The organism is Paraburkholderia sp. MM5384-R2 (assembly GCF_014201025.1).
GTDB lineage: Bacteria > Pseudomonadota > Gammaproteobacteria > Burkholderiales > Burkholderiaceae > Paraburkholderia > Paraburkholderia tuberum.
This window is the reverse complement of record NZ_JACHDI010000003.1, coordinates 425,739-448,241: the sequence shown is the minus strand read 5'-3', so window position 1 is coordinate 448,241 and position 22,503 is coordinate 425,739. Positions and strand designations below refer to the sequence as shown.

Annotated in this window: 22 protein-coding genes and 1 tRNA gene; 7 read left to right on the top strand and 16 right to left on the bottom strand. The window is 63.2% G+C overall.

Annotated features, from left to right (window positions below; translation table 11 throughout):
* Nucleotides 1–8 precede the first annotated feature (8 nt).
* From HDG37_RS08130 to HDG37_RS08085, 10 genes are all read right to left on the bottom strand, one after another.
* Nucleotides 9–611: an NADH-quinone oxidoreductase subunit C gene (locus HDG37_RS08130; RefSeq protein ID WP_090803764.1), complete on the bottom strand. Its 603-nt coding sequence runs from the start codon at nt 609–611 to the stop codon at nt 9–11.
* A 20-nt stretch (nt 612–631) separates the two neighbouring features.
* On the bottom strand, nt 632–1,111 hold the full coding sequence (locus HDG37_RS08125; protein WP_006052903.1) for an NADH-quinone oxidoreductase subunit B family protein: 480 nt from the start codon (nt 1,109–1,111) through the stop codon (nt 632–634).
* Between the two features lie 62 nt (nt 1,112–1,173).
* Nucleotides 1,174–1,533, bottom strand: a complete 360-nt coding sequence (locus HDG37_RS08120; RefSeq protein WP_018420012.1) for an NADH-quinone oxidoreductase subunit A — start codon at nt 1,531–1,533, stop codon at nt 1,174–1,176.
* Nucleotides 1,534–1,691: 158 nt separating this feature from the next.
* Nucleotides 1,692–1,776: transfer RNA gene (locus HDG37_RS08115), tRNA-Leu, on the bottom strand.
* 112 nt (nt 1,777–1,888) lie between these two features.
* Nucleotides 1,889–2,266 carry a preprotein translocase subunit SecG gene (gene secG, locus HDG37_RS08110; RefSeq protein WP_184045914.1) on the bottom strand — a complete coding sequence of 126 codons (378 nt, stop codon included), beginning with the start codon at nt 2,264–2,266 and terminating at the stop codon, nt 1,889–1,891.
* An 82-nt stretch (nt 2,267–2,348) separates the two neighbouring features.
* Complete coding sequence (gene tpiA / locus HDG37_RS08105; RefSeq protein WP_184045912.1) at nt 2,349–3,125, bottom strand: triose-phosphate isomerase; 777 nt, start codon at nt 3,123–3,125, stop codon at nt 2,349–2,351.
* A 165-nt stretch (nt 3,126–3,290) separates the two neighbouring features.
* A complete protein-coding gene (locus tag HDG37_RS08100) occupies nt 3,291–4,307 on the bottom strand; it encodes an NAD(P)H-quinone oxidoreductase (protein WP_184045910.1) in 1,017 nt (338 codons plus the stop codon).
* A 150-nt stretch (nt 4,308–4,457) separates the two neighbouring features.
* Nucleotides 4,458–6,593: a polyribonucleotide nucleotidyltransferase gene (gene pnp / locus HDG37_RS08095; protein WP_176078899.1), complete on the bottom strand. Its 2,136-nt coding sequence runs from the start codon at nt 6,591–6,593 to the stop codon at nt 4,458–4,460.
* Between the two features lie 351 nt (nt 6,594–6,944).
* Nucleotides 6,945–7,217, bottom strand: a complete 273-nt coding sequence (gene rpsO / locus HDG37_RS08090; RefSeq protein ID WP_184045908.1) for a 30S ribosomal protein S15 — start codon at nt 7,215–7,217, stop codon at nt 6,945–6,947.
* A gap of 214 nt (nt 7,218–7,431) precedes the next feature.
* Nucleotides 7,432–8,856: a branched-chain amino acid ABC transporter substrate-binding protein gene (locus HDG37_RS08085; RefSeq protein ID WP_184045906.1), complete on the bottom strand. Its 1,425-nt coding sequence runs from the start codon at nt 8,854–8,856 to the stop codon at nt 7,432–7,434.
* A gap of 187 nt (nt 8,857–9,043) precedes the next feature.
* Here HDG37_RS08085 and HDG37_RS08080 point away from each other — a divergent pair, with 187 nt between their 5' ends.
* From HDG37_RS08080 to HDG37_RS08070, 3 genes are all read left to right on the top strand, one after another.
* A complete protein-coding gene (locus HDG37_RS08080) occupies nt 9,044–9,595 on the top strand; it encodes a hypothetical protein (RefSeq protein WP_184045904.1) in 552 nt (183 codons plus the stop codon).
* A 226-nt stretch (nt 9,596–9,821) separates the two neighbouring features.
* The gene (locus HDG37_RS08075; protein ID WP_018420005.1) at nt 9,822–10,457 is read left to right on the top strand and encodes a carbonic anhydrase; all 636 of its coding nucleotides are present in this window, start codon (nt 9,822–9,824) and stop codon (nt 10,455–10,457) included.
* Between the two features lie 109 nt (nt 10,458–10,566).
* Nucleotides 10,567–12,135, top strand: a complete 1,569-nt coding sequence (locus tag HDG37_RS08070) for a SulP family inorganic anion transporter (RefSeq protein ID WP_184045902.1) — start codon at nt 10,567–10,569, stop codon at nt 12,133–12,135.
* Between the two features lie 126 nt (nt 12,136–12,261).
* Here the strand turns inward: HDG37_RS08070 and HDG37_RS08065 are convergent, their stop codons facing one another.
* The 6 genes from HDG37_RS08065 to HDG37_RS08040 all read right to left on the bottom strand — a co-directional run bounded on the left by HDG37_RS08065 (nt 12,262) and on the right by HDG37_RS08040 (nt 19,349).
* On the bottom strand, nt 12,262–13,809 hold the full coding sequence (locus HDG37_RS08065) for a 2-isopropylmalate synthase (RefSeq protein WP_018420003.1): 1,548 nt from the start codon (nt 13,807–13,809) through the stop codon (nt 12,262–12,264).
* Between the two features lie 368 nt (nt 13,810–14,177).
* The gene (gene pssA, locus HDG37_RS08060) at nt 14,178–15,050 is read right to left on the bottom strand and encodes a CDP-diacylglycerol--serine O-phosphatidyltransferase (RefSeq protein ID WP_018420002.1); all 873 of its coding nucleotides are present in this window, start codon (nt 15,048–15,050) and stop codon (nt 14,178–14,180) included.
* A gap of 24 nt (nt 15,051–15,074) precedes the next feature.
* A complete protein-coding gene (locus HDG37_RS08055) occupies nt 15,075–15,713 on the bottom strand; it encodes a phosphatidylserine decarboxylase (protein ID WP_184045900.1) in 639 nt (212 codons plus the stop codon).
* A 133-nt stretch (nt 15,714–15,846) separates the two neighbouring features.
* The gene (ilvC, locus tag HDG37_RS08050) at nt 15,847–16,863 is read right to left on the bottom strand and encodes a ketol-acid reductoisomerase (protein WP_008920617.1); all 1,017 of its coding nucleotides are present in this window, start codon (nt 16,861–16,863) and stop codon (nt 15,847–15,849) included.
* Nucleotides 16,864–16,969: 106 nt separating this feature from the next.
* The gene (ilvN, locus tag HDG37_RS08045; RefSeq protein ID WP_018420000.1) at nt 16,970–17,461 is read right to left on the bottom strand and encodes an acetolactate synthase small subunit; all 492 of its coding nucleotides are present in this window, start codon (nt 17,459–17,461) and stop codon (nt 16,970–16,972) included.
* Between the two features lie 124 nt (nt 17,462–17,585).
* Nucleotides 17,586–19,349 (bottom strand): acetolactate synthase 3 catalytic subunit, encoded by a 1,764-nt coding sequence (locus HDG37_RS08040; RefSeq protein ID WP_184028488.1) that lies wholly within the window; start codon nt 19,347–19,349, stop codon nt 17,586–17,588.
* A gap of 356 nt (nt 19,350–19,705) precedes the next feature.
* On the opposite strand from HDG37_RS08040, the gene HDG37_RS08035 reads away from it, so the two are divergent.
* From HDG37_RS08035 to HDG37_RS08020, 4 genes are read left to right on the top strand one after another with little or no spacing between them, the layout of a single operon-like run.
* Nucleotides 19,706–20,269 (top strand): RNA polymerase sigma factor, encoded by a 564-nt coding sequence (locus HDG37_RS08035; protein WP_184045899.1) that lies wholly within the window; start codon nt 19,706–19,708, stop codon nt 20,267–20,269.
* Nucleotides 20,266–20,697: a DUF3619 family protein gene (locus tag HDG37_RS08030; RefSeq protein ID WP_184045896.1), complete on the top strand. Its 432-nt coding sequence runs from the start codon at nt 20,266–20,268 to the stop codon at nt 20,695–20,697. The genes HDG37_RS08035 and HDG37_RS08030 overlap by 4 nt, the downstream gene beginning before the upstream one ends.
* 16 nt (nt 20,698–20,713) lie before the next feature.
* A complete protein-coding gene (locus HDG37_RS08025; protein WP_184045894.1) occupies nt 20,714–21,481 on the top strand; it encodes a DUF3106 domain-containing protein in 768 nt (255 codons plus the stop codon).
* 21 nt (nt 21,482–21,502) lie between these two features.
* On the top strand, nt 21,503–22,027 hold the full coding sequence (locus HDG37_RS08020; RefSeq protein WP_184045892.1) for an RDD family protein: 525 nt from the start codon (nt 21,503–21,505) through the stop codon (nt 22,025–22,027).
* The last annotated feature ends 476 nt before the right edge of the window (nt 22,028–22,503 follow it).

Below are 22,503 nucleotides of genomic sequence, written 5' to 3'. Positions count from 1 at the left end.
ACGTTCTCTTAGTGTTTCAGACCGCCATAGCGATCCTCGCGGATCACGCGCGGCGTGATTTCCCGCGGCTCGATCGTCACCGGCTGATAAACGACGCGCTTCTCTTCCGGGTCGTAACGCATCTCGACGTAGCCGGAGACCGGGAAATCCTTGCGGAACGGATGACCGATGAAACCGTAGTCGGTCAGAATGCGGCGCAGGTCCGGGTGACCTTCGAAGACGATGCCGTACAGGTCGAACGCTTCGCGCTCGTACCAGTTGACCGAATTCCAGATATCGACGACGGACGGCAGGATCGGCATGTCGTCGTCCGGCGCGAACACGCGCAGCCGCAGACGCCAGTTGTTTTGTACCGACAGCAGATGCAGCACCGCCGCAAAACGCGGGCCGTCGTAAGCGCCTTCGGCATAGGTCTGATAATCGACGCCGCACAGGTCGACACACTGCTCGAAACCGAGCGAGCGATCGTCGCGCAGACGCTTTGCCACGTTGAGGTAGTCGCCGGCCTTGACGACGATCGTCAATTCACCGACCGACTCGGTCACGCTCAACAGGAGGCCGCCAAAGGCCGCCTCGAGGTTCGCTTTCAGGGTCTCGAGTTTGCTTGCCATATTGTGGAGAGGCGTTGGCCTTATTGACGGGCGATGGTGTTAGTGCGGCGAATCTTGGCTTGCAGCTGGATCACGCCGTATACCAGCGCTTCCGCCGTGGGCGGACAACCCGGCACGTACACGTCGACCGGGACGATCCGGTCGCAGCCGCGCACCACCGAGTACGAGTAGTGGTAATAGCCACCGCCGTTCGCGCATGAGCCCATCGAGATCACCCACCGCGGCTCCGCCATCTGATCGTAAACCTTGCGCAGAGCGGGCGCCATCTTGTTGCACAGCGTGCCGGCGACGATCATCACGTCCGACTGACGCGGACTCGGACGAAACACCACGCCGAAACGATCGAGATCATAACGGGCAGCGCCCGCATGCATCATCTCGACCGCGCAGCACGCAAGACCAAACGTCATCGGCCACAGCGAGCCGGTGCGCGTCCAATTGATCAGTTTGTCCGCCGTAGTGGTGACAAACCCTTCCTTCAAGACCCCTTCGATACTCATTTGCTTTCCACTCCAGACGGGGCGGCAAGCCTGGCCACCCACGCAAACCGGCGATTAATCCATCATTCCCAGTCGAGGCCGCCCTTCTTCCAGATGTAGGCAAAGCCAAGCAGGAACTCGAGCAGGAAAATCATCATTGCCGTGAACCCAGCCCAGCCGATGTCACGCAACGCCACGCCCCACGGGAACAGGAATGCGGTCTCAAGGTCGAAAATGATGAAGAGAATGGCGACGAGGTAGTAGCGCACGTCGAATTTCATGCGCGCATCTTCGAATGCTTCGAAGCCGCACTCGTACGGTGCGTTTTTCTCGGTGTCGGGCTTGTTGGGACCGAGGAGCTTGCCAATACTGACCAGTGCTACGCCTAAACCGGTGCCCACAATAAGGAACAGCAAAACGGGGAAATAGGCTGCGAGGTTCAAGACAATCCTCAATCGGTTGGTTCTCAGTGCCGTCAGGAGCATAGCACCCCTGACGCGAAATCACTTCCTCAACGCGCATGACGTAAGCCGTACAGCGATACGCCAGAAGTGAAAATGCCAGCCGAAGCGAAGCAAACGGCTGGCATTTAGATAACATTTGGTGCCGACGGCGAGACTCGAACTCGCACAGCTTTCGCCACTACCCCCTCAAGATAGCGTGTCTACCAATTTCACCACGTCGGCACTATATGCAATCCGGGAAAACAACTTGCAAAACCCGCGAATCGCTTCAAGACTTGAATTGTAACTTGCTTAAGCAGATTGTTCAACGCACAAGACCACGTCCGCCGAAAATTTATTTCGGCACGCCCGTCGCCGGAACCGACGCAGGCGAAGCCGGCGTTGCCCCCACCGGGGCCGAGCCCGCAGCCGGCGCCGAAGCCGCGACCGGCGCAGTAGCTGCCGCGCCCAGCACGCCTGCCGACGGCTTCACGTGATACGCACCAAGGTAAGTGAGTGCCAGCGTCGTGGCAAAGAACAGCGCTGCGAGCACTGCCGTGGTACGCGACAGGAAGTTCGCCGAACCCGTCGCACCGAACAGGCTGCCCGACGCGCCGCTGCCGAAAGCCGCGCCCATATCGGCACCTTTGCCGTGCTGCAGCAACACAAGTCCGATGACCCCGAACGCCGACAACAACTGAACGACGATAATCAATGTTTTCAAATACAGCATCACACTCACCTGAGTCTTTATTTAACCGCGCCGCACACTGTGTGTTGCGCGAAATGGAGTCATCCTCGCCGAGACGCCCGGCTTAACCAGCCACGCTGGTCGCAGCGGCCGCCTTGCAGATCGCCAGGAAATCCTGATCCTTCAACGACGCGCCGCCGATCAGGCCGCCGTCGATATCGAGCTGACGGAACAGTTCTTCCGCGTTGTCCGGCTTAACGCTGCCGCCGTATAGCAACGGCACGTCCGCCGCACCCTTGGCCGCAAGACGTGCGCGCAGGAACCCATGCACGGCCTGCGCCTGTGCCGCCGATGCGCTCTTGCCGGTGCCAATTGCCCACACCGGCTCATACGCGACGACGAGGCGAGCCGCTTCCTGAGCCGACAGCTTCGCGAGCACCTCGTCGAGCTGACCGCCGACGACCTGCTCGGTGCGACCCGCTTCGCGTTCTTCGAGCGTTTCGCCGACGCACACGATCGGCGTCAAACCCGCCTCGAGCACACGCTGCGCTTTCACCGCGACCAGTTCGGCGCTTTCGCGGTGATACGCGCGGCGCTCCGAGTGCCCGACGATCGCAAACGTGGCGCCGAAGTCCGTCACCATCGGCGCAGCCACTTCGCCGGTATAGGCGCCATGCGTGAACGCGGACACGTCCTGCACGCCCCACACGACCGGGCTGCCTTCGAGCAGCGACTGAGTCTGTCCGAGATAGAGGCTCGGCACGCACACACCGACGCGCACGTCGGCCGGCAATTCACTGGCGCCGTGTGCCACTGCCTGCAGCAACGCGGCGTTTGCGGCGAGCCGCCCATGCATCTTCCAGTTACCGACTACCAGTTTGGCTCGTTGTTGATTCGACATCGTCTCGTATTGTCCTGTCTTGCCAGTCCGGCCTGCTGCCGGCGGACTTCGCTCGCGCCTCGCTGCAGTTTGTTCCCGCGCTCGCGGCCCGCCCGTCGGATTGATCCGGCGCGCGCAAAACATGCAATTTTACTGCGTGGGGTGGATCGGGTCAAACCGATGACGTCAAGCCTCCTGACCCCACGTCAACACGATCTTGCCGACGTGCGTGCCGCTTTCCATCAGCGCATGCGCGTCGGCAGCCTGGGCGGCCGGAAACACGCGATGCACGACCGGCTTGATGCGCCCAGCTTCGAGATGCGGCCATACGCGCTCCTTCAGTTGCGCGGCGATCTGCGCCTTGAACTCGATCGGCCGTGGTCGCAGTGTGGAACCGGTAACCGTCAGACGGCGGCGCAACACTTCGTTCAGGTTCAGCTCCGCCTTCGCGCCGCCGAGCAGCGCAATTAGTACGATACGGCCACCGTCGGCGAGAGCCGACAATTCGCGCGGCACGTAGCTGCCCGCCACCATGTCGAGGATCACGTCGACGCCACGATCGTTGGTCAGCGACTTGATGACTTCGACGAAATCTTCAGTCCTGTAGTTGATCGCGCGTTCGGCGCCGAGCGCTTCGCACGCGCGGCACTTTTCGTCCGAGCCCGCGGTCGCGAACACACGGAAGCCGAGCGCGTGCGCAATCTGGATCGCCGTCACGCCGATGCCGCTCGAACCACCCTGCACGAGCAGCGTTTCATTCGCACCGCCCTCGCCCTGGCCGAGCTGCGCCCGATTGAAGACGTTGCTCCACACCGTGAAAAAAGTCTCGGGCAGCGAAGCCGCTTCGATATCCGACAATCCCGCCGGCACCGGCAGGCATTGCAGCAGCGGCGCGGCCGCAAATTCCGCGTAGCCGCCGCCCGCGAGCAGCGCGCACACGCGATCGCCGATCTTCAGACCGAACGGGTTGTTCTTCGCGTCGATCGTGCCGCCGACGATCTCGCCCGCCACCTCCAGCCCCGGCAGATCCGACGCTCCCGGCGGCGGCGCATAGCCGCCCTTGCGCTGAAACACGTCCGGACGATTGATGCCGGATGCCGCCACCTTGATCAGCACCTCGCCAGCCTTGAGCTGCGGCGTCGGACGCTCCGCCAGCTTGAGGACTTCCGGCGCACCGAATTCAGTGATTTCGATCGCTTTCATCTGCGTCAACTCCAAGATTGGATTGCGTTACCTACCCGTTGCTGCCGTCTGCCGTAGCGCCGCGCTGCGATTCGAATGCGCGACGCAATCCATCCTGCATGAAAAACGGCCGGCGCGCATGACACGGCCGGCCGTTTGTCCGCTACCGCCTTACTGCGGCGTCGGCTCGCCTTGCGGCGCGTCGTTCAGCAATGCCTTCGCCGACAGACGCACACGACCCTTCTCGTCCGTCTGGATGACCTTGACCTTCACTTGCTGGCCATCCTTCAGATAGTCGTTGATGTCCTTGATGCGCTCGTTCGCGATCTCGGAGATATGCAGCAGACCATCCTTACCCGGCAGGATATTCACGATCGCGCCGAAGTCGAGCAGCTTGAGCACGGTGCCTTCGTACACCTGGCCCACTTCGACTTCCATCGTGATCGCTTCGATACGACGCTTCGCTTCGGCCATGCCTTCGCTGTTCGTGCTCGCGATCGTGACGACGCCGTCATCCGAAATGTCGATCGTCGTGCCGGTTTCTTCGGTGAGCGCGCGGATCACCGAGCCGCCCTTGCCGATCACGTCGCGAATCTTTTCCGGATTGATCTTGATCGTGATCATGCGCGGTGCGAACTCCGACAGTTGGGTGTTCGCGCCAGCCACGGCCGAGGTCATCTTGCCGAGGATGTGCATGCGGCCTTCCTTCGCCTGCGCGAGCGCGACCTGCATGATTTCCTTCGTGATGCCCTGAATCTTGATGTCCATCTGCAGCGCGGTCACGCCTTGTTCCGTACCCGCTACCTTGAAGTCCATGTCGCCGAGGTGATCTTCGTCGCCGAGAATGTCGGTCAACACCGCGAAGCGATTACCTTCGAGGATCAGGCCCATCGCGATACCGGCGACGTGCGCCTTCATCGGCACGCCGGCGTCCATCAGCGCGAGGCAGCCGCCGCACACCGAAGCCATCGACGACGATCCGTTCGACTCGGTGATTTCCGACACGACGCGGATCGAGTAGCCGAACTCGTCGGCGCTCGGCAGGCACGCGACGAGCGCGCGCTTGGCGAGACGGCCGTGACCGATTTCACGGCGCTTCGGCGAACCGACGCGGCCCGTTTCGCCCGTCGCGAACGGAGGCATGTTGTAGTGGAGCATGAAGCGTTCGCGGTACTCGCCTTCGAGCGCGTCGATGTTTTGCTCGTCGCCCTTCGTGCCGAGCGTCGCGACCACCATCGCCTGCGTCTCGCCGCGCGTGAACAGCGCCGAGCCGTGGGTACGCGGCAGCACGCCGGTGCGGATTTCGATCGGGCGCACGGTGCGCGTGTCGCGGCCGTCGATACGCGGCTCGCCGTTCAGGATCTGCGTACGGACGATCTTCGCTTCGATGTCGAACAGCACGTTACCGACCGACGCCTTGTCGGCCGCCACGGTGCCCGCTGCCGCCGCTTCTTCCTCGAGCTTCGCCGAGGTCGCCGCGTAGACTTCCTTCAGCTTGGTCGAGCGAGCCTGCTTGTCGCGGATCTGGTACGCGGCGAGCAAATCGGCTTGCGCGAGTTCGGTCACGCGTGCGATCAGCGCTTCGTTCTTCGCGGCCGGCTGCCAGTCCCACTCGGGCTTGCCGCCTTCGCGGACCAGTTCGTGGATCGCGTCGATCGCGGTCTGCATCTGCTCGTGACCGAACACGACGGCGCCGAGCATCACTTCTTCGCTCAATTGCTGCGCTTCCGATTCGACCATCAGCACCGCGCGTTCCGTGCCGGCGACGACGAGGTCGAGCGCCGATTCCTTCATCTGCGGACGCGTCGGGTTCAGCACGTATTCGTTGTTGATGTAGGCCACGCGCGCCGCGCCGACCGGGCCGTTGAACGGCAGACCGGACACCGCGAGCGCCGCCGAGGCGCCGATCAGCGCAGGGATGTCGGCGGGGATTTCCGGATTCAGCGACAGCACGTGAATCACGACCTGCACTTCGTTGTAGAAGCCTTCCGGGAAGAGCGGACGCAGCGGACGGTCGATCAGGCGCGAGATCAGCGTCTCGCCTTCCGACGGACGGCCTTCGCGACGGAAGAAGCCACCCGGGATCTTGCCGGCGGCGTAGGTCTTTTCGATGTAATCGACGGTGAGGGGGAAGAAGTCCTGGCCCGGCTTCGCGGTCTTCGCGCCGACCACGGTGGCGAGCACCACGGTATCTTCGACGTCGACGATCACCGCGCCGCCCGCCTGGCGAGCGATTTCACCGGTTTCGAGGCGAACGTTGTGCTGCCCCCACTTAAACTCTTTGACGATCTTATTGAACATAGTCATTGCTTTTCCTCATCGTAATGCCGCGCGGACCGGAGCGGCGCGGCAACGCCAGGCCGGCGCCGCATGGGAAGAGTCGTGCTATGCCATTCCAGAGAGCCACGTGCTGCGACTGCGCGCGAACCGCTGGAATGACACAAAACTCCGCCCTGAAGCCCGGCCTTGTTTCCTGTTACTGCTGCTTCTTCTTCTACTGCTGTTCTGCTGCTCCTACTACGCTTGCCCGTAGACGCCGCGCGAACCGGCATACGCCGCGGATCACAGGCGGTGCGCGTTACACGAAGCGCGCCGCGCAAAAACAAAATGCCTGTATCAGCGAAACTGACACAGGCATCTTGCTGAACGACTGGCCGATTACTTACGCAGACCCAGCTTCTCGATCAGGCTGCGGTAACGATCCGCGTCCTTACCCTTCAGGTAGTCGAGCAACTTGCGACGGCGGCTCACCATGCGCAGCAGACCGCGGCGGCTGTGGTGATCCTTCGTGTGCTCCTTGAAGTGGGAGGTCAGTTCGTTGATACGGGTCGTGAGCAGCGCGACCTGAACTTCGGGGGAGCCGGTGTCGTTGGCCGCGCGTGCGAATTGCGCGACGACTTTGGACTTCTTGCTTGCATCAACTGCGGACATGTCAATTTCCTTGATAACTGGACAGGCGGTCACGGAAGAAAGGCCGTGCCGTGGGATACCCGTTTCACAATTTACTGAGTCCCGTTCGTGGCTGAATTAACTGAATCAGAACCCAGCCCAACAACGGGACGCGTATTGTAGCACAGCCGATTCCGGCCGCGAACCCCGGGCCAGCAAGGCGGATTGAGTGTCGCTCGCGGGCGCCCAGGGGCGCTCAGGGGCGCCGCATCCGGCAGACCGTCGGCAATAGTGTGCGCTCGGCTGGTATCGCCAGCACCGTGCGGAAGCCATAGCCCGACCCTTCGTTATCGAAATGCACGCCGGGTGTGCCGGCTTTGTCCATCTGCATCACGTAGAGGGGCTGGATCAGTTGATGGTCATCGGCGCGCATCCACGATGCGTGAATACCGTTGTCGAAGCGGATGCCCTCTAGCGCTTTCGCGACCGCCGTCGGAGCGGCGCTGCCGGCGCGGCTCATCGCGGCGGCGAGCGTTTCGATCATCAGTGGCATGCGCAGCACCGGATAGTCGTCCTGGGCGGCCGGAAAGCGCGCGCGGAACGCCGCGTACCACGCGTCGGAGGCCGCGCCACCGACATTCGGATGCCACTCGGCCACCGCGATCACGTGACCCACGCCTGCGTCGCCAAGCGCGGCCGGCGCGCCGAGGCTGTTGCCGTAGAACGTGTAGAACTTCGTGTCGAGGCCCTGCTCGCGCGCCGCCTTCACGAGCAGCGTCAGGTCGTTGCCCCAGTTGCCGGTGATCACGGCGTCCGCGCCGCTCGCGCGGATCTTCGCGATGTACGGCGCGAAATCCTTCACGCGGCCGATCGGGTGAAATTCGTCGCCGACCACCGCGATGTCGGGACGCTTCGCCGCGAGCGTCGAACGCGCGAGGCTGCTCACGTCGTGTCCGAAGCTGTAATCCTGGTTCAGCAGGTACACCTTTTTCACCGCCTTGTCGCGCTCGATCACCTCGGCGAGCGCGGCCATCCGCATGCCGGCGTGCGCGTCGAAGCGGAAGTGCCAGAAGCTGCAGTCCGCGTTGGTGAGCGCGGGGTCGTCGGCGGAGTAGTTGAGGAACAGTTCGCGGTTGTCCGGCTCGCGGCTGTTCTGCTTCTCGATCGCGCCGATCAGCGCCGCGGCGACCGCCGAGCTATTGCCCTGCAGGATGTAGCCGATATGGCGATCCGCGGCCGCGCGCAATTGCGTCAGCGCTTCCTCCGTGCTGCCCTTGCTGTCGAGCACGACGAGTTCGAACGGATGCGCGCCGTCCGCGAGCTCCACGCCGCCGTGCTCGTTGACCTGCTCGACACCGAAACGCAGATTGCGCTCGACTGCCGCGCCCGCGTTCGCGAACGGGCCGGACATGCCTTCGATCAGCGCGAGCTGGATTGGCGTGCCGGTGAGTTTGCCGGCCGGCAGGCTGGCGGACTTGCTTGCGTGATTACCGGCCGGGCTTGCCGCCAGCGTGGCCGCGCGGCTCCCCGGCTTGCCGGTGGGCGGAACGGTCCCCTGCGCGGACGCCTGACTCGCGCCCGTCGAGGCCGGATTCGCCGCCTCAGCCACGCCAACTCCCGCCACCGCCATCGAAATCGCCGTCAGCGCAATCGCCGCCGCCCCTCGCCACATCGCCGTCATGGTCGTCCCGCCTGAATCTTCGAAGCGCGGATCATAGGATGACGCGCACGGAATAGGCAAGCCGGCGCATCCGTTACCGTTTGGTGGCGACGCACGTTCAAGCAACGCCGTTCTTTCGCCACAGCGCGTGTCAAAATAGTATGTTTCGATGATAAGAACCGCTATTCAAACGCCATCGGAGGAATACATGCCGAACCGCCACCACCCCACGGCCGCTGCTATCACAGCCCCGGCCGGCGCCAGTCTGCGCCGCGCCGCGCTCGTTTGCCTGAGCGTGCTCGCGCTCGCCGGCTGCGCCCAGCCGTGGCAGCAGTATCAACCGGGAGCGGACGCATCGACGGTCATCGCGCGTCTCGGTCCGCCGCGCGAAACCTATGATCTGCCCGACGGTGGCAAGCGTCTCATGTGGCCGACCCAACCGATGGGCGAAACCACCACCGCCGCCGACATCAACGCAGCCGGCAAGATCGTCAACATGCGCCAAGTGCTGCAGCCCAACGAGTTCTACCGCGCCGAGATCGGCAAATGGACACGCGGCGACGTGCTGGTGAACTTCGGCCGCCCGGTCGAAACGTCGTACTTCCCGCTGATGAGGCGCGAAGTCTGGACCTATCGCTATCTCGAAGACAACGTCTGGTACATGATGTACAACTTCTACTTCGATGACCAGGGCATCTTGCGCCTCACGCAGAAGACCCCCGACCCGCTGCACGACCCCGACCGCCGCAACCTGTTCTGAGCACTGAGCACCCTCTTCGGAAGAAGCACCAAATCTCAAAAAAGCCGCCTTCTATAGGCGGCTTTTTTATTGTTTAAGCATAAAACAGAATTTTATCCTGTTTGCGTCCACAATTTTGCGAAAGAAAGGTTATTGTAAACGCCGTTCGGGCGCCGGCTCGCAATCACGTGCAGACGCGGTTTCGGTCCGGTGCCAGGTCAATTGCCTCTCATACGGAGTTGCTACGATGAACCGACCCAAACACCTGCTGGTCGCCAACGTCGCGTGGGCCCATGAAACCGCGACGCGTAATCCGGCATTTTTTCGCGACCTGATGCGCGGACAGAATCCACACATTCTTTGGATCGGCTGCGCGGACAGCCGCGTGCCCGCCGAAACGATCACGCATTGCGAGCCCGGCGATCTGTTCGTCCATCGCAACATCGCCAACCTGTTTCATCCCGGCGACGACAACGTCGCGAGCGTCCTTGAATACGCGGTGCGGGTGCTCAAGGTCGGCCATGTGATCGTCTGCGGCCACTATGGCTGCGGCGGCGTGCGCGCCGCGCTGCTGCCGCCGGACCCCGCGCTGCCCCATGTGAACCGCCGTATCGCGCCGCTCTGCGCACTCGCCAAAACGCATCACTCGGAGCTGGACGGCGCGGCGACCGAGCCGGATCGCGTCAATCGCCTCGCCGAGCTGAACGTGCTCGAACAGGTGCGGCAGCTACGGGCGAGCCCGATCGTGCACGAGGCTGAGCCGGCGCCGCTCGTGCACGGCTGGATCTTTGCGCTCGACGACGGGCGCATCAAGGTTCTCACCTCCGGCTATACCGCCGACGACGCGATGACCTGCACGACCGCGGCGCACAGCGCGGCCTAGCGAAGCGCGTCGCCCGTCCCATTCGAACCGCGGACGGAGCCGACAGCGGAATCGTCATCGGGCCATACCTGTTCGTCGCCCATCGTCCCACCTCTCGCTCTTCGACACCATGGATAATCAAACCTCTTTCTCCGCGCTCCAGAGCGACGTGCTCGCCGGAACGGCCGTTTTTCTGGTGGCCCTGCCGCTTTGCCTCGGCATTGCTCACGCATCGGGCGTCGACCCGTTTGCCGGACTGGTGTCCGGCATCATTGGCGGGCTCGTGGTTGCCGCGCTGAGCGGCTCGCGTCTGAGCGTGAGCGGGCCGGCCGCGGGCCTCGTCGTGATCGTCGTCGACGGCATCGCACGGCTTGGCGGCTTTTCCGCTTTCCTGCTGGCCGTACTGCTGTCGGGCGTCATCCAGTTCGGCTTCGGCATGCTCAAGGCCGGCCGGTTCGCCGCCTACGTGCCGTCGCCGGTGATCAAGGGGATGCTCGCGGCCATCGGCGTGCTGTTGATCCTCAAGCAGTTTCCCGTTGCGCTGGGGCTGTCCGGCACCGCCGACTCCGGCCAGTCGGCGGCCGCGGCGGCGGTCGCAACGCCGCTCGGCCCAATCTCACTGACCGCCGTGCTGATCACACTGCTGTCGCTCGCGATCCTCGCCGGCTGGGAAACGCGCGCGCTGCGCCGCTTCGCTGTCGTGCGCATCATGCCCGCGCCGCTCGCGGTGGTGCTGCTCGGCATCGGCGCGACGCTCGCCCTCAATCTCGTCGCGCCATCGTTGGCACCGCCCGCCGAAGGGCGGGTCACGTTGCCTTCGCTGGAATCGTTCGCGGCACTGCAGGCCGTGCTCGCGTCGGCCGACTTCGGCCCACGGTTCGCCCAGCTCGTCAATCCCGACATATGGCGCGTTGCGATCACGATCGCCATCCTCGCAAGTCTCGAAACGCTACTGAGCCTCGAAGCGGTCGAACAGATCGATCCGGAGCGCCGCCGCGCGCCTCCCGATCGCGAGCTGAAGGCGCAGGGCGTGGGCAATCTGATCGCGGGTGCGATCGGCGGCCTGCCGATCACCGCGGTGATCGTGCGTAGCTCCGCGAACGTCCATGCCGGCGCAAAAAGCCGACTCTCGGCGATCGTTCACGGCGTGTTGCTTCTCGTCAGCGTGTTCGCGCTCACGAGCGTGATCAACCTGATCCCGCTCGCCTGCCTTGCCGCGATCCTGATCTTCACCGGGTTCAAACTCGCCAAGCCGTCGTTGTTCGCCGGGCTCGCGCGGCAGGGATTCGCGCCGTTCGCACCATTTATCGTCACAGTCGTCGGTGTGCTCGTCACCGATCTGCTGATCGGTATCGTGCTCGGCATCCTGTGCAGCATGCTGTTCGCGCTGTACGCAAACCTGCGCGGCCCGATCGTGCTCGCGCAGCATGGCGATCACTACCTGCTGTCGTTTCGCAAGGACGTGTCGTTTCTCGGTAAAGTGCCGCTCAAGCACTATCTGCAGCAGATTCCGGATGGCGCCACCGTTATCGTCGATGCGACACGCGCCGATTTCGTCGACCACGACGTGCGCGAACTGCTGGACGCGTTCGTCGCCGATGCGCCTCGCCGTGGGATTACCGTCGACGTCAGATTTCAAGTCCGCGAGCAGGCCCGCGCAACGCGCGGCTGGTCGCTGCGGCGCACGACGGCGGAGTAGTTTCGTCATATCGCGCCGCCGCAGCTGCGCGATGACGGCAGAAAAAAGCCCCGTGTGCCGAACACCACGGGGCTTCTCCTCCGATCCACGCAAGCGATCGCGCGCTACCGGCGCGCCATGCTCGCGTTACTCCGAGCGCTGCGGATTCACCTTGTCCGCATTCGAATACAGCTTGTTGAGCGCCGAAAAATATGCCTTCGCGGATGCCGCGACGATATCCGGATCAGTGCCCGTGCCGTTGACGATGCGCCCGCTCTTCGACAACCGCACGGTCACTTCGCCCTGCGCCTGCGTGCCGGTCGTGATCGCGTTGACCGAGTACAGCAGCAGTTCGGAGCCGCTGCCCACTTCCGTTTCGATCGCGTTGAGGGTGGCGTCGACCGGTCCGTTGCCGCGCGCTTCGCCGGTGATCTCTTTACCCTCTACCGAGAACACGACCTTCGCGTGCGGCTGCTCGCCGGTTTCGGAATGCTGCGACATCGACAGAAACTTGTAGTGCTCCTTCTCGTGCGCTTCCGCCGATTCCTCGTTGACGATGGCGATGATGTCTTCGTCGAAGATCTCCGCCTTGCGATCGGCGAGTTCCTTGAAGCGCGCGAACGCGGTGTTCAGTTCGGCTTCGCTGTCGAGCGCGATGCCAAGCTCCTGCAGACGCTGTTTGAACGCATTGCGGCCCGACAGCTTGCCGAGCACGATCTTGTTCGCGGCCCAACCCACGTCTTCCGCGCGCATGATTTCGTAGGTATCGCGCGCCTTCAGCACGCCATCCTGATGGATGCCCGACGCATGCGCGAAAGCGTTCGCGCCGACCACGGCCTTGTTCGGCTGCACGACGAAGCCAGTGATCTGCGACACGAGCTTCGAGGCCGGCACGATCTGAGTCGTGTCGAGGCCGACGTCGAGTCCGAAGTAATCCTTGCGGGTCTTCACCGCCATTACGATTTCTTCGAGCGACGTATTGCCCGCGCGCTCGCCGAGCCCGTTGATCGTGCATTCGACCTGACGCGCGCCGCCAATCTGCACGCCGGCGAGCGAATTCGCGACCGCCATGCCGAGGTCATTGTGGCAATGCACAGAGAACACCGCCTTGTGCGAGTTGGGAATGCGCTCGCGCAGCGTCTTCACGAGTTGGCCATAGAGTTCCGGCACGCCGTAGCCGACGGTGTCCGCGATGTTGATCGTGGTCGCGCCTTCGGCGATCACCGCTTCCAGCACACGGCACAGGAAGTCCAAATCCGAGCGGCTGCCGTCTTCCGGCGAGAATTCGACGTCGTCGGTGAACTTGCGCGCGAAACGCACCGCAAGCCTGGCCTGCTCGAATACCTGCTCGGGCGTCATCCGCAGCTTCTTCTCCATGTGCAGTGGCGACGTTGCGATGAACGTGTGGATGCGGAAATGATCGGCCGGCTTCAGTGCGTCGGCGGCCTTCTGTATGTCCTTGTCGTTCGCGCGCGCAAGCGAGCAGATCGTGCTGTCCTTCACGAGGCCGGCGATCGTATGGATCGCGTCGAAGTCGCCGTTCGAGCTGGCCGCGAAGCCCGCTTCGATCACGTCGACTTTCATCCGTTCGAGTTGCCTCGCGATGCGGATCTTCTCTTCCTTCGTCATCGACGCGCCGGGCGATTGCTCGCCGTCACGCAGCGTGGTGTCGAAAATGATCAGTTTGTCGGACATGTCGGGCCTCCTCGGGAGTCGTTCAGATGTGAGACTTGGTTTTGGAATGGGACGATGAGCGCCGCCGCTGGCAAGGTAGGGCGATCACGATGATCGCGGCCGGTGCGGACGGAACGCAAAAACGCATAAGGGCGTGAACGAAGCATGATGGCGCGGCGCAGCGAACGGCCTCGCCGACCCGGCAAAATCGGCCACGCCCACGCACTGATCCGACGACTATAGCGGCATTCCAGCCACCGCGCAATGCGCGCCGGGGCGGTCTGCGGCGCTGTCCGAAGCGACCGCGTAACGGCACCAACCAACGAAAAACGGCAGCCTGCAGGCTGCCGTTTTTCGTACGCCGCTGCGATGCAGCGCGGTTCAAATCCTCAACGGTCGTGCGACATCGACCGCGCCGGATTGGCCCGGCCGCGCACCGCCTGATACGCCCAGAACACGTAGCCGGACAGACCGTACAGCACGAACAGACCGAACAGCATCAACGGCGGATCGGACGACACGAGCACGAAGGCGACCACCACCAGCAGGATCACGCCGAACGGCACGCGATGCCGTACGTCGAGCGCCTTGCCGCTATAGAACGGCGCGTTCGACACCATCGTCACGCCCGCGTAGATGGTCAGCACGAACGCGACCCACGGCAGCCAGACGAGCTTCAGCGGCACGCGGTTGTCGGTGGCGAGCCACACGAAACCGGCGATCAGTGCCGCCGCGGCCGGGCTCGGCATGCCCTGGAAAAAACGCTTGTCGACCACGCCGATATTCGTGTTGAAACGCGCGAGCCGTAGCGCCGCGCCGGAACAATAGACGAACGCCGCGAGCCAGCCCCACCGGCCGAGGTCCTTCAGGATCCACTCGTACATCACGAGCGCGGGCGCAACACCGAACGACACCATGTCCGACAGGCTGTCGAACTGCTCGCCGAACGCGCTTTGCGTATGCGTCATGCGCGCGACGCGACCGTCCATGCCATCGAGCACCATCGCGACGAAGATCGCGATCGCCGCGATCTCGAAGCGCACGTTCATCGCCTGCACGACGGCGAAGAAGCCGCAGAACAGCGCGGCCGTGGTGAATGCGTTCGGCAGCAGGTAGATGCCGCGTTTTCTGAGGAACTGCTGACGCTGCGCGCGCCGGCTGTCGGCGACCGGCGACTCCGTGACCACCGGCGGCTTGTTGCGACGAAACGGCCGCGGCAGCGGTCCACTGCTGCGGGGTCGACGCGGTTTGAATGCGGCCATTCGGACAACCTCCTGTATGCCGCTTTACAGCTCGGCGAGGATCGTGGACGACGCCGACACCTTCTCGCCGATCGACACGCGCGGACGGCTGCCCACCGGCAAATACACGTCGACGCGCGAACCGAAGCGGATGAATCCGTAACGCTGGCCGCGGGTCAGCGGCTCGCCTGCACGGACGTAGCAAAGGATTCGCCGCGCGATCAGCCCGGCAATCTGCACCGACGTGACCGTCTGGCCGCCGGCCATTTCGATCACGACCGCGTTGCGCTCGTTTTCGAGCGAGGCTTTATCGACCGCCGCGTTCAGATAGGCGCCAGGAAAGTATTCGACTTTCGAGATCGCACCGTCGACGGGCGAGCGCTGCGAGTGCACGTTGAATACGTTCATGAACACGCTGATCTTCATCGCTTCGCGATTCGCATAAGGATCATGCGCGGTTTCTACCGCGACGATACGACCGTCGGCAGGACACAGCACCGCGTTGGCCTGCGTCGGAATCGGACGCGCCGGGTCGCGGAAGAACTGCACGACGAAGATCAGGATCAGCCAGAAGAGCCACGCAAAGCCGAACCCCCCGAAGGCATGAACCAGTAGTGCAACGACGGCCGCGATGGCGATGAACGGCCAGCCTTCTCGCGCGATGATCGGATGAGGGTAATTCATGGATGGCTTCTGTGTTTTTGTAAAACCGTAGGATAGCAAAAGCCGCCCAGGGTTCAGCACCCTTGGACGGCTTTTTGACTGGTCCGGGCCACCGCGCCGAAGCGCCGCGCCGGACCTCGTTACGTCGAGACGCTTAGTTCTTCGATTGGTCGACGAGCTTGTTCTTCGCGATCCACGGCATCATCGCGCGCAGCTTCGAGCCAACCTGCTCGATCTGGTGCTCGGCCGTCAGACGGCGACGCGATTGCAGCGTCGGTGCGCCAGCCTTGTTCTCGATGATGAAGCTCTTCGCGTATTCGCCGGTCTGGATGTCGGTCAGCACGGCCTTCATCGCCTTCTTCGTTTCAGCGGTCACGATGCGCGGCCCCGTCACGTACTCGCCGTACTCGGCGTTGTTCGAGATCGAGTAGTTCATGTTCGCGATGCCGCCTTCGTAGATCAGGTCGACGATCAGCTTCAGTTCGTGCAGGCACTCGAAGTACGCCATTTCCGGCGCGTAACCCGCTTCGACCAGCGTTTCGAAGCCGGCCTTGATCAGGTCGACGGTACCGCCGCACAGCACAGCCTGCTCGCCGAACAGGTCGGTTTCGGTCTCTTCGCGGAAGTTCGTTTCGATGATGCCGGCCCGGCCGCCGCCGTTAGCCGCTGCGTACGACAGCGCGATGTCGCGCGCCGCACCCGACTTGTCCTGCGCAACCGCGATCAGGTGCGGCACGCCGCCACCTTGGGAGTAGGTGCCGCGAACCGTGTGGCCCGGCGCCTTCGGCGCGATCATGATGACGTCGAGGTCGGCACGCGGGATCACCTGGCCGTAGTGAACGTTGAAGCCGTGCGCGAACGCGAGCGCTGCGCCCTGCTTGATGTTCGCGTGGACTTCCTTCGCGTACACGTCGGCGATCTGCTCGTCCGGCAGCAGCATCATGACGACGTCCGCGCCCTTCACCGCTTCCGCGACTTCCTTGACTTGCAGGCCGGCGTTTTCAGCCTTGCTCCACGATGCGCCGCCCTTGCGCAGACCGACCGTGATGTTCACGCCGCTTTCCTTCAGGTTCAGCGCGTGCGCATGGCCTTGCGAGCCATAGCCGATGATGGTGACCTGCTTGCCCTTGATGAGGGAGAGATCGGCGTCCTTGTCGTAGAAAACTTTCATGTCGGTTCCTTGGCTAGATTCGATGATTCAGAGAAATTCAGGTACTGCGAATGTTGTTATTGCCAGCCGGGCGATACCGCGTTGCCCGGCCTTGCGAAACGCGACGTCAGACCTTCAGAATGCGCTCGCCGCGACCGATGCCCGAGCTGCCCGTGCGGACCGTCTCGAGAATCGCCGTGGAATCGAGCCCCTCGATGAAGGCGTCGAGCTTGTCGCTCGCCCCCGTCAATTCGATCGTGTAGGTCTTTTCGGTGACGTCGATGATGCGGCCGCGGAAAATGTCCGCCATCCGCTTCATCTCCTCACGTTCCTTGCCGACCGCCCTCACCTTGATCAGCATCAGCTCGCGTTCGATGTGGGCGCCCTCGGTAAGGTCGACCACTTTCACCACCTCGATCAGGCGGTTCAGATGCTTCGTGATCTGTTCGATCACGTCGTCCGAGCCAACGGAGACGATGGTCATGCGCGACAGCGAACGGTCTTCGGTCGGAGCCACCGTCAAGGTTTCAATGTTGTAGCCGCGTGCGGAGAACAGACCCACCACGCGCGACAGCGCGCCTGGTTCGTTTTCCAGCAGGACGGAAATGATGTGTCTCATGTTTCGCTTCTTCCAGATGATGTGTCGATGTCTGCGAGCGGAGCGGCGCCGCTTCGTCTGCCCTCGCCTTTTTTGAAGACGCGCATCACGAAGCCGGCGCTGGAGTTATCCAGACGCCCCGTCGTTAAAGATCTTCCGAACCCATGAGCATCTCGGTGATGCCCTTGCCGGCCTGAACCATCGGCCAGACGTTTTCGGTCGGATCGGTCTGGAAGTCGAGAAACACCGTGCGATCCTTCAGGCGCAGCGCTTCCTTCAGCGCCGGTTCCACATCGGCCGTGCGCTCGATGCGCATGCCCACGTGTCCGTACGCTTCGGCGAGCTTCACGAAGTCCGGCAGCGCATCCATGTACGAATGCGAATAGCGTTTGCTGTATTCGATCTGCTGCCACTGGCGCACCATGCCCAGATAGCGGTTATTCAGCGAAATAATCTTGATCGGCAGGTCGTACTGCTTGCAGGTCGACAGCTCCTGGATGCACATCTGGATCGAGCCTTCGCCCGTGATGCACAGCACGTCGTCGTCCGGATGGGCCATCTTCACGCCCATCGCGGCCGGTAAGCCGAAGCCCATCGTGCCGAGGCCACCGGAATTGATCCAGCGACGCGGCTTGTTGAACTTGTAGAACTGCGCGGCCCACATCTGGTGCTGGCCCACGTCGGAGCACACGAACGCGTTGCCGTCGGTCAGCTCCCACGCCTTTTCGACCACGTACTGCGGCTTGATGATGTCGCTCTTGCGGTCGAACTTCAGGCAATCTTTCGCGCGCCAGCCTTCGATGTCCTTCCACCAGTCGGCAAGCGCCGCTGCGTCGGGGCCATGCTCGGCCGTCTGCAACTGCTCGATCAGTTCCTTCAGCACTTCCTTCACGTCGCCGACGATCGGAATGTCGACCTTGACGCGCTTGGAAATGGAAGAGGGATCGATGTCGATATGGATGATCTTGCGCGGCCGCGACGCGAAGTGGCTCGGATCGCCGATCACGCGGTCGTCGAAGCGCGCGCCGATCGCGATCAGCACGTCGCAGTGCTGCATCGCCATATTGGCTTCGTACGTGCCGTGCATGCCGAGCATGCCGAGGAATTTCTTGTCGCTCGAGCGGTAGCCGCCCAGACCCATTAGCGTATTGGTGACCGGATAGCCGAGCAGATCGGCGAACTGGTTCAATTCACGCGACGCATCCGCGAGCACGATACCGCCGCCGGTGTAGATATACGGACGCTTCGCCGACAGCAGCAGCGACACCGCCTTGCGGATCTGACCGGAGTGGCCCTTCGTGACCGGGTTGTATGAGCGCAGCGAAACGCTCTTGATCGGCTCGTATTGGCACGGCGTCTTCGACACGTCCTTCGGAATGTCGATCAGCACTGGGCCGGGACGGCCGGTACGGGCGATGTAGAAAGCTTTCTTGACGGTGGCGGCGAGATCGCGCACGTCCTTCACGAGGAAGTTGTGCTTCACACAGGGACGCGTGATGCCGACCGTGTCGCATTCCTGGAATGCATCCTGACCGATCGCGGCAGTCGGCACCTGGCCGCTGATCACGACCAACGGGATCGAATCCATATAGGCGGTCGCGATGCCGGTCACCGCGTTAGTGACGCCGGGGCCGGAGGTCACGAGACACACGCCGACCTTGCCGGTGGAGCGCGCGTAGGCGTCCGCGGCATGCACGGCGGCCTGCTCGTGGCGCACGAGCACATGCTGGAACTTGTCCTGCTTGTACAGCTCGTCGTAAATGTAGAGTACCGAGCCGCCGGGATAGCCCCAGATGAACTCGACGTCTTCGTCGGCCAGTGCCTTCATGAGCACGGTGGCGCCGATAGAGTCTGCTTCGTGATGGGGGGTCGTATCCGACGTGGAGAATTCCGCGCTGGGCATATTCATTGATTCACCTTTCGAATTTTCGGCAAAAAATTGATCGGGTGCTCTCTGCCGGGCTTGTGGCTCGGGTTCAAGCGGCGCGTCCAGTTGATAGGCAGGCTTCTTGGGCCACACCTCAATTGAGACAACTCACTTATGTTGCGAACCAGCGACGATAGCTTCTGACGCGCTCGCGGTCAAGAAAATATTGCCATTTGCTCGCGCGTAAGAGCGCGCGATCGGACGGAATGTCGACCGTCATGCAAATGCAAGCTTGAGCAGGTTTCACCCCTATCGGAGCAAAAGTTTGTTAGCATCCGCGAGTTTTACGACATTTTTCGACCGATTACGCGCACGCTTGCTGCGCCGACCCCAACCGGATGGCATCAGACAAGGAACTCGCCGATTTTCTGGCGGGCGCCGAAAGGCGCGCATTCAAGCAGACGGTCTACGCCGTGCGGGACGACGATGCGTCCCTCGACATCGTGCAAGACGCGATGATCAAGCTCGCCGAGAAATACGGCGACCGTCCGGCGGCCGAGCTACCGCTGCTGTTTCAGCGTATTCTGCAGAATGCGACGCACGACTATTTCCGCCGTGCCAAAGTACGCAACACCTGGGTTAGTCTATTCTCGTCGCTCGGCAATGCCGACGACGACGAGTTCGATCCGCTGGAAACCATCGAGGCCGAGGCGGGTTCGGCTGGCGCCGAGAGCAACGAACAGAAGCTCGAACGAGAGCAGGTCCTGCAGTCGATCGACAACGAGATCCAGAAATTACCGGCACGTCAACGGGAGGCGTTTCTCATGCGTTATTGGGAGGATATGGATGTCGCCGAGACTGCCGCCGCAATGGGCTGCTCCGAAGGCAGCGTGAAAACGCACTGCTCCCGGGCCACTCACACGCTGGCGCAAGCGCTCAAGGCGAAAGGAATCACGCTATGAGCTCCCTTGAAAACACAGAACTCGAGTTTGCGCGTCAACTGCGCCGCGCGCTCGACGAAACCACCGCCAGCCTCCCTCCCGCCACCGTCGACCGGCTCGCTGCCGCGCGTCGTGCCGCGTTGGCGCGCAAAAAGCCCGAAGCCGTCAGCGCGCCGGTGTTCGTGCCTGCGTTCGCCGGCATGCCGGCCGGAATGGCGGGGCTACCGCAGGGAGGCTTCGAGCCGCGCCGCCGCTGGCCGCTGCGCCGCTTCGCGCTCGCGTGGCCGCTGGCCGCGCTGGTCGTGAGCCTGATCGGCATCGCGTACTGGGAAGATCACCAGCGCACCGCCGAACTTGCCGATATCGATGCCGCCATGCTAAGCGACGACCTGCCGCTCAATGCCTATCTCGACCACGGCTTCAACGCGTATCTTTCACGCGCCCACTGAGCGGGAGATTCCTCGGGTGAGTTACAAGCGTGGCCTGGCCGTTGTTTTCGGATGCACGATCGCGGCCCTGGTGTCGTTTGTCGCGACCTATCCGCGCTTTCACCCGAGCCCATCGTCGGCGGGCAATCCGTCGCCCGGCGTCAACGTCGCCGCGCCCGCGCCCGCCCCCGCACTTTCCGTCGAATTGCCCGGCCTGCCGGGCAGCAATAGCCCCCTCGCGTGGTCACGCCTGAGCGCCGCCGACCACGCCGCGCTGGCCCCATTCGCATCGCAATGGGATTCGTTTAGCGACGAACGCAAGCGAAAGTGGATCAAGATTGCGTCGCGATACGCAAAGATGTCGCCGGATGCGCAAAAGCGTCTGCATGAGCGCATGAGTGAATGGGTGCGCATGACGCCCGATCAGCGCCGCGTCGCGCGCGAAAACTACCAGGTTTCGAAGGAGTTGCCGCGCGAAGCGCGCCAGAAGGCGTGGAAAGCGTACCAACAACTGCCCGAAGAAACGAAGGAGCGGCTCGCCGCGAGCGAACGCAAGCGTCGCCCCAGCGTCGTCAGCGCGCCGCCATCGGCTCGCAACGAGATCAAGGGCATCGACCGGTTCGTGAATGCGCGCGAGCACGGCGCCAGTGCTGCCGCGGCGGCGAGCGCCGCGCCGGCTGCCTCCGCGCCGGCCGCGGCCTCGCTGCCGGCAACGCCTGCGATTCCGGCGGCGGGCAGCTTCGTACCGGCGACGCCGGTGCCCGTGTCGCCTGCCGAAGCGCCGGCAATCTTCCACGGCTCCTGATTCCGACCCCGAACCCATTACGTGTCCCAGCCGCTCGCCACCCCCAGCCTGCCTGCCGCCGCACCCGGCGGCACGGCGCCCACCGTCCGGCGACGGCTCGCGGCACTGCTCTACGAAGCGGTCATTCTGTTCGGCGTCGTGTTTGTCGCCGGCTATCTGTTCAGCACGCTGACGCAGCAGCGTAACGGGCTCGCGCATCACAACCTGCTCGCCGGCTGGATCGGCCTCGTGGTTGGCGTGTACTTCGTCTGGTTCTGGACGCACGGCGGCCAGACGCTGCCGATGAAAACCTGGCGATTACGGGTTGTTGGCGCTGATGGCGCGCCGGTTTCGGTTGGGCGGGCGATTGCGCGGTATGTGTTCGCCTGGTTGTGGTTTTTGCCGCCGCTGGCGTTGCATCCACTTCTTGGGTTGCGGGTGCCGCAGACGCTTGTTATTGCGGGCGTCTGGTTCGTGGTGTGGGCCGCGAGTGGGCGTTTTGATCCACAGCGGCAGTTTTTGCATGATCGGCTCGCGGGGACGCGGGTGGTAGCGGTTGGGCGCTAGCGCGCGTGGGCGATGGGCCGAATGCGGTGCTCTCCTTGGGCGGGGTGAGGCCTTTTTGCCTTTGTTCGTGCGGTGTTGGCCTTTCCTTGCTTTGTTATCGGTCTATTGGCGTTGCCCCTGTGCGGGGCGGCACCTACTTTCTTTGCTGCTGCAAAGAAAGTAGGCAAAGAAGACAGCTCAAACCGCCAACTCTTAAGCGGGTCCGTCGGTCCGCGTGAGGTAGTGGTGCATCTGGAATCCGTGCTCCCGCACATTCCGCGCTAGTGACAAGGCAGTCATTCTTCCGGCGGCGCTGCGCGCGCCGAATCCCCGTTCCAAAACCACCGGTTGTTTCGGCGCATCGCCGAGGCGCAGCCGACGGCCCCCGCTGCGCGGGCCAAACCATTGGTTTCCCTGGTAGACCCGTCCGCGACGCACGTAGTGCGGAGTGGGAGGGATGATGGCTTTGTCACGAACGGGGGAATGTGCGGGGACCC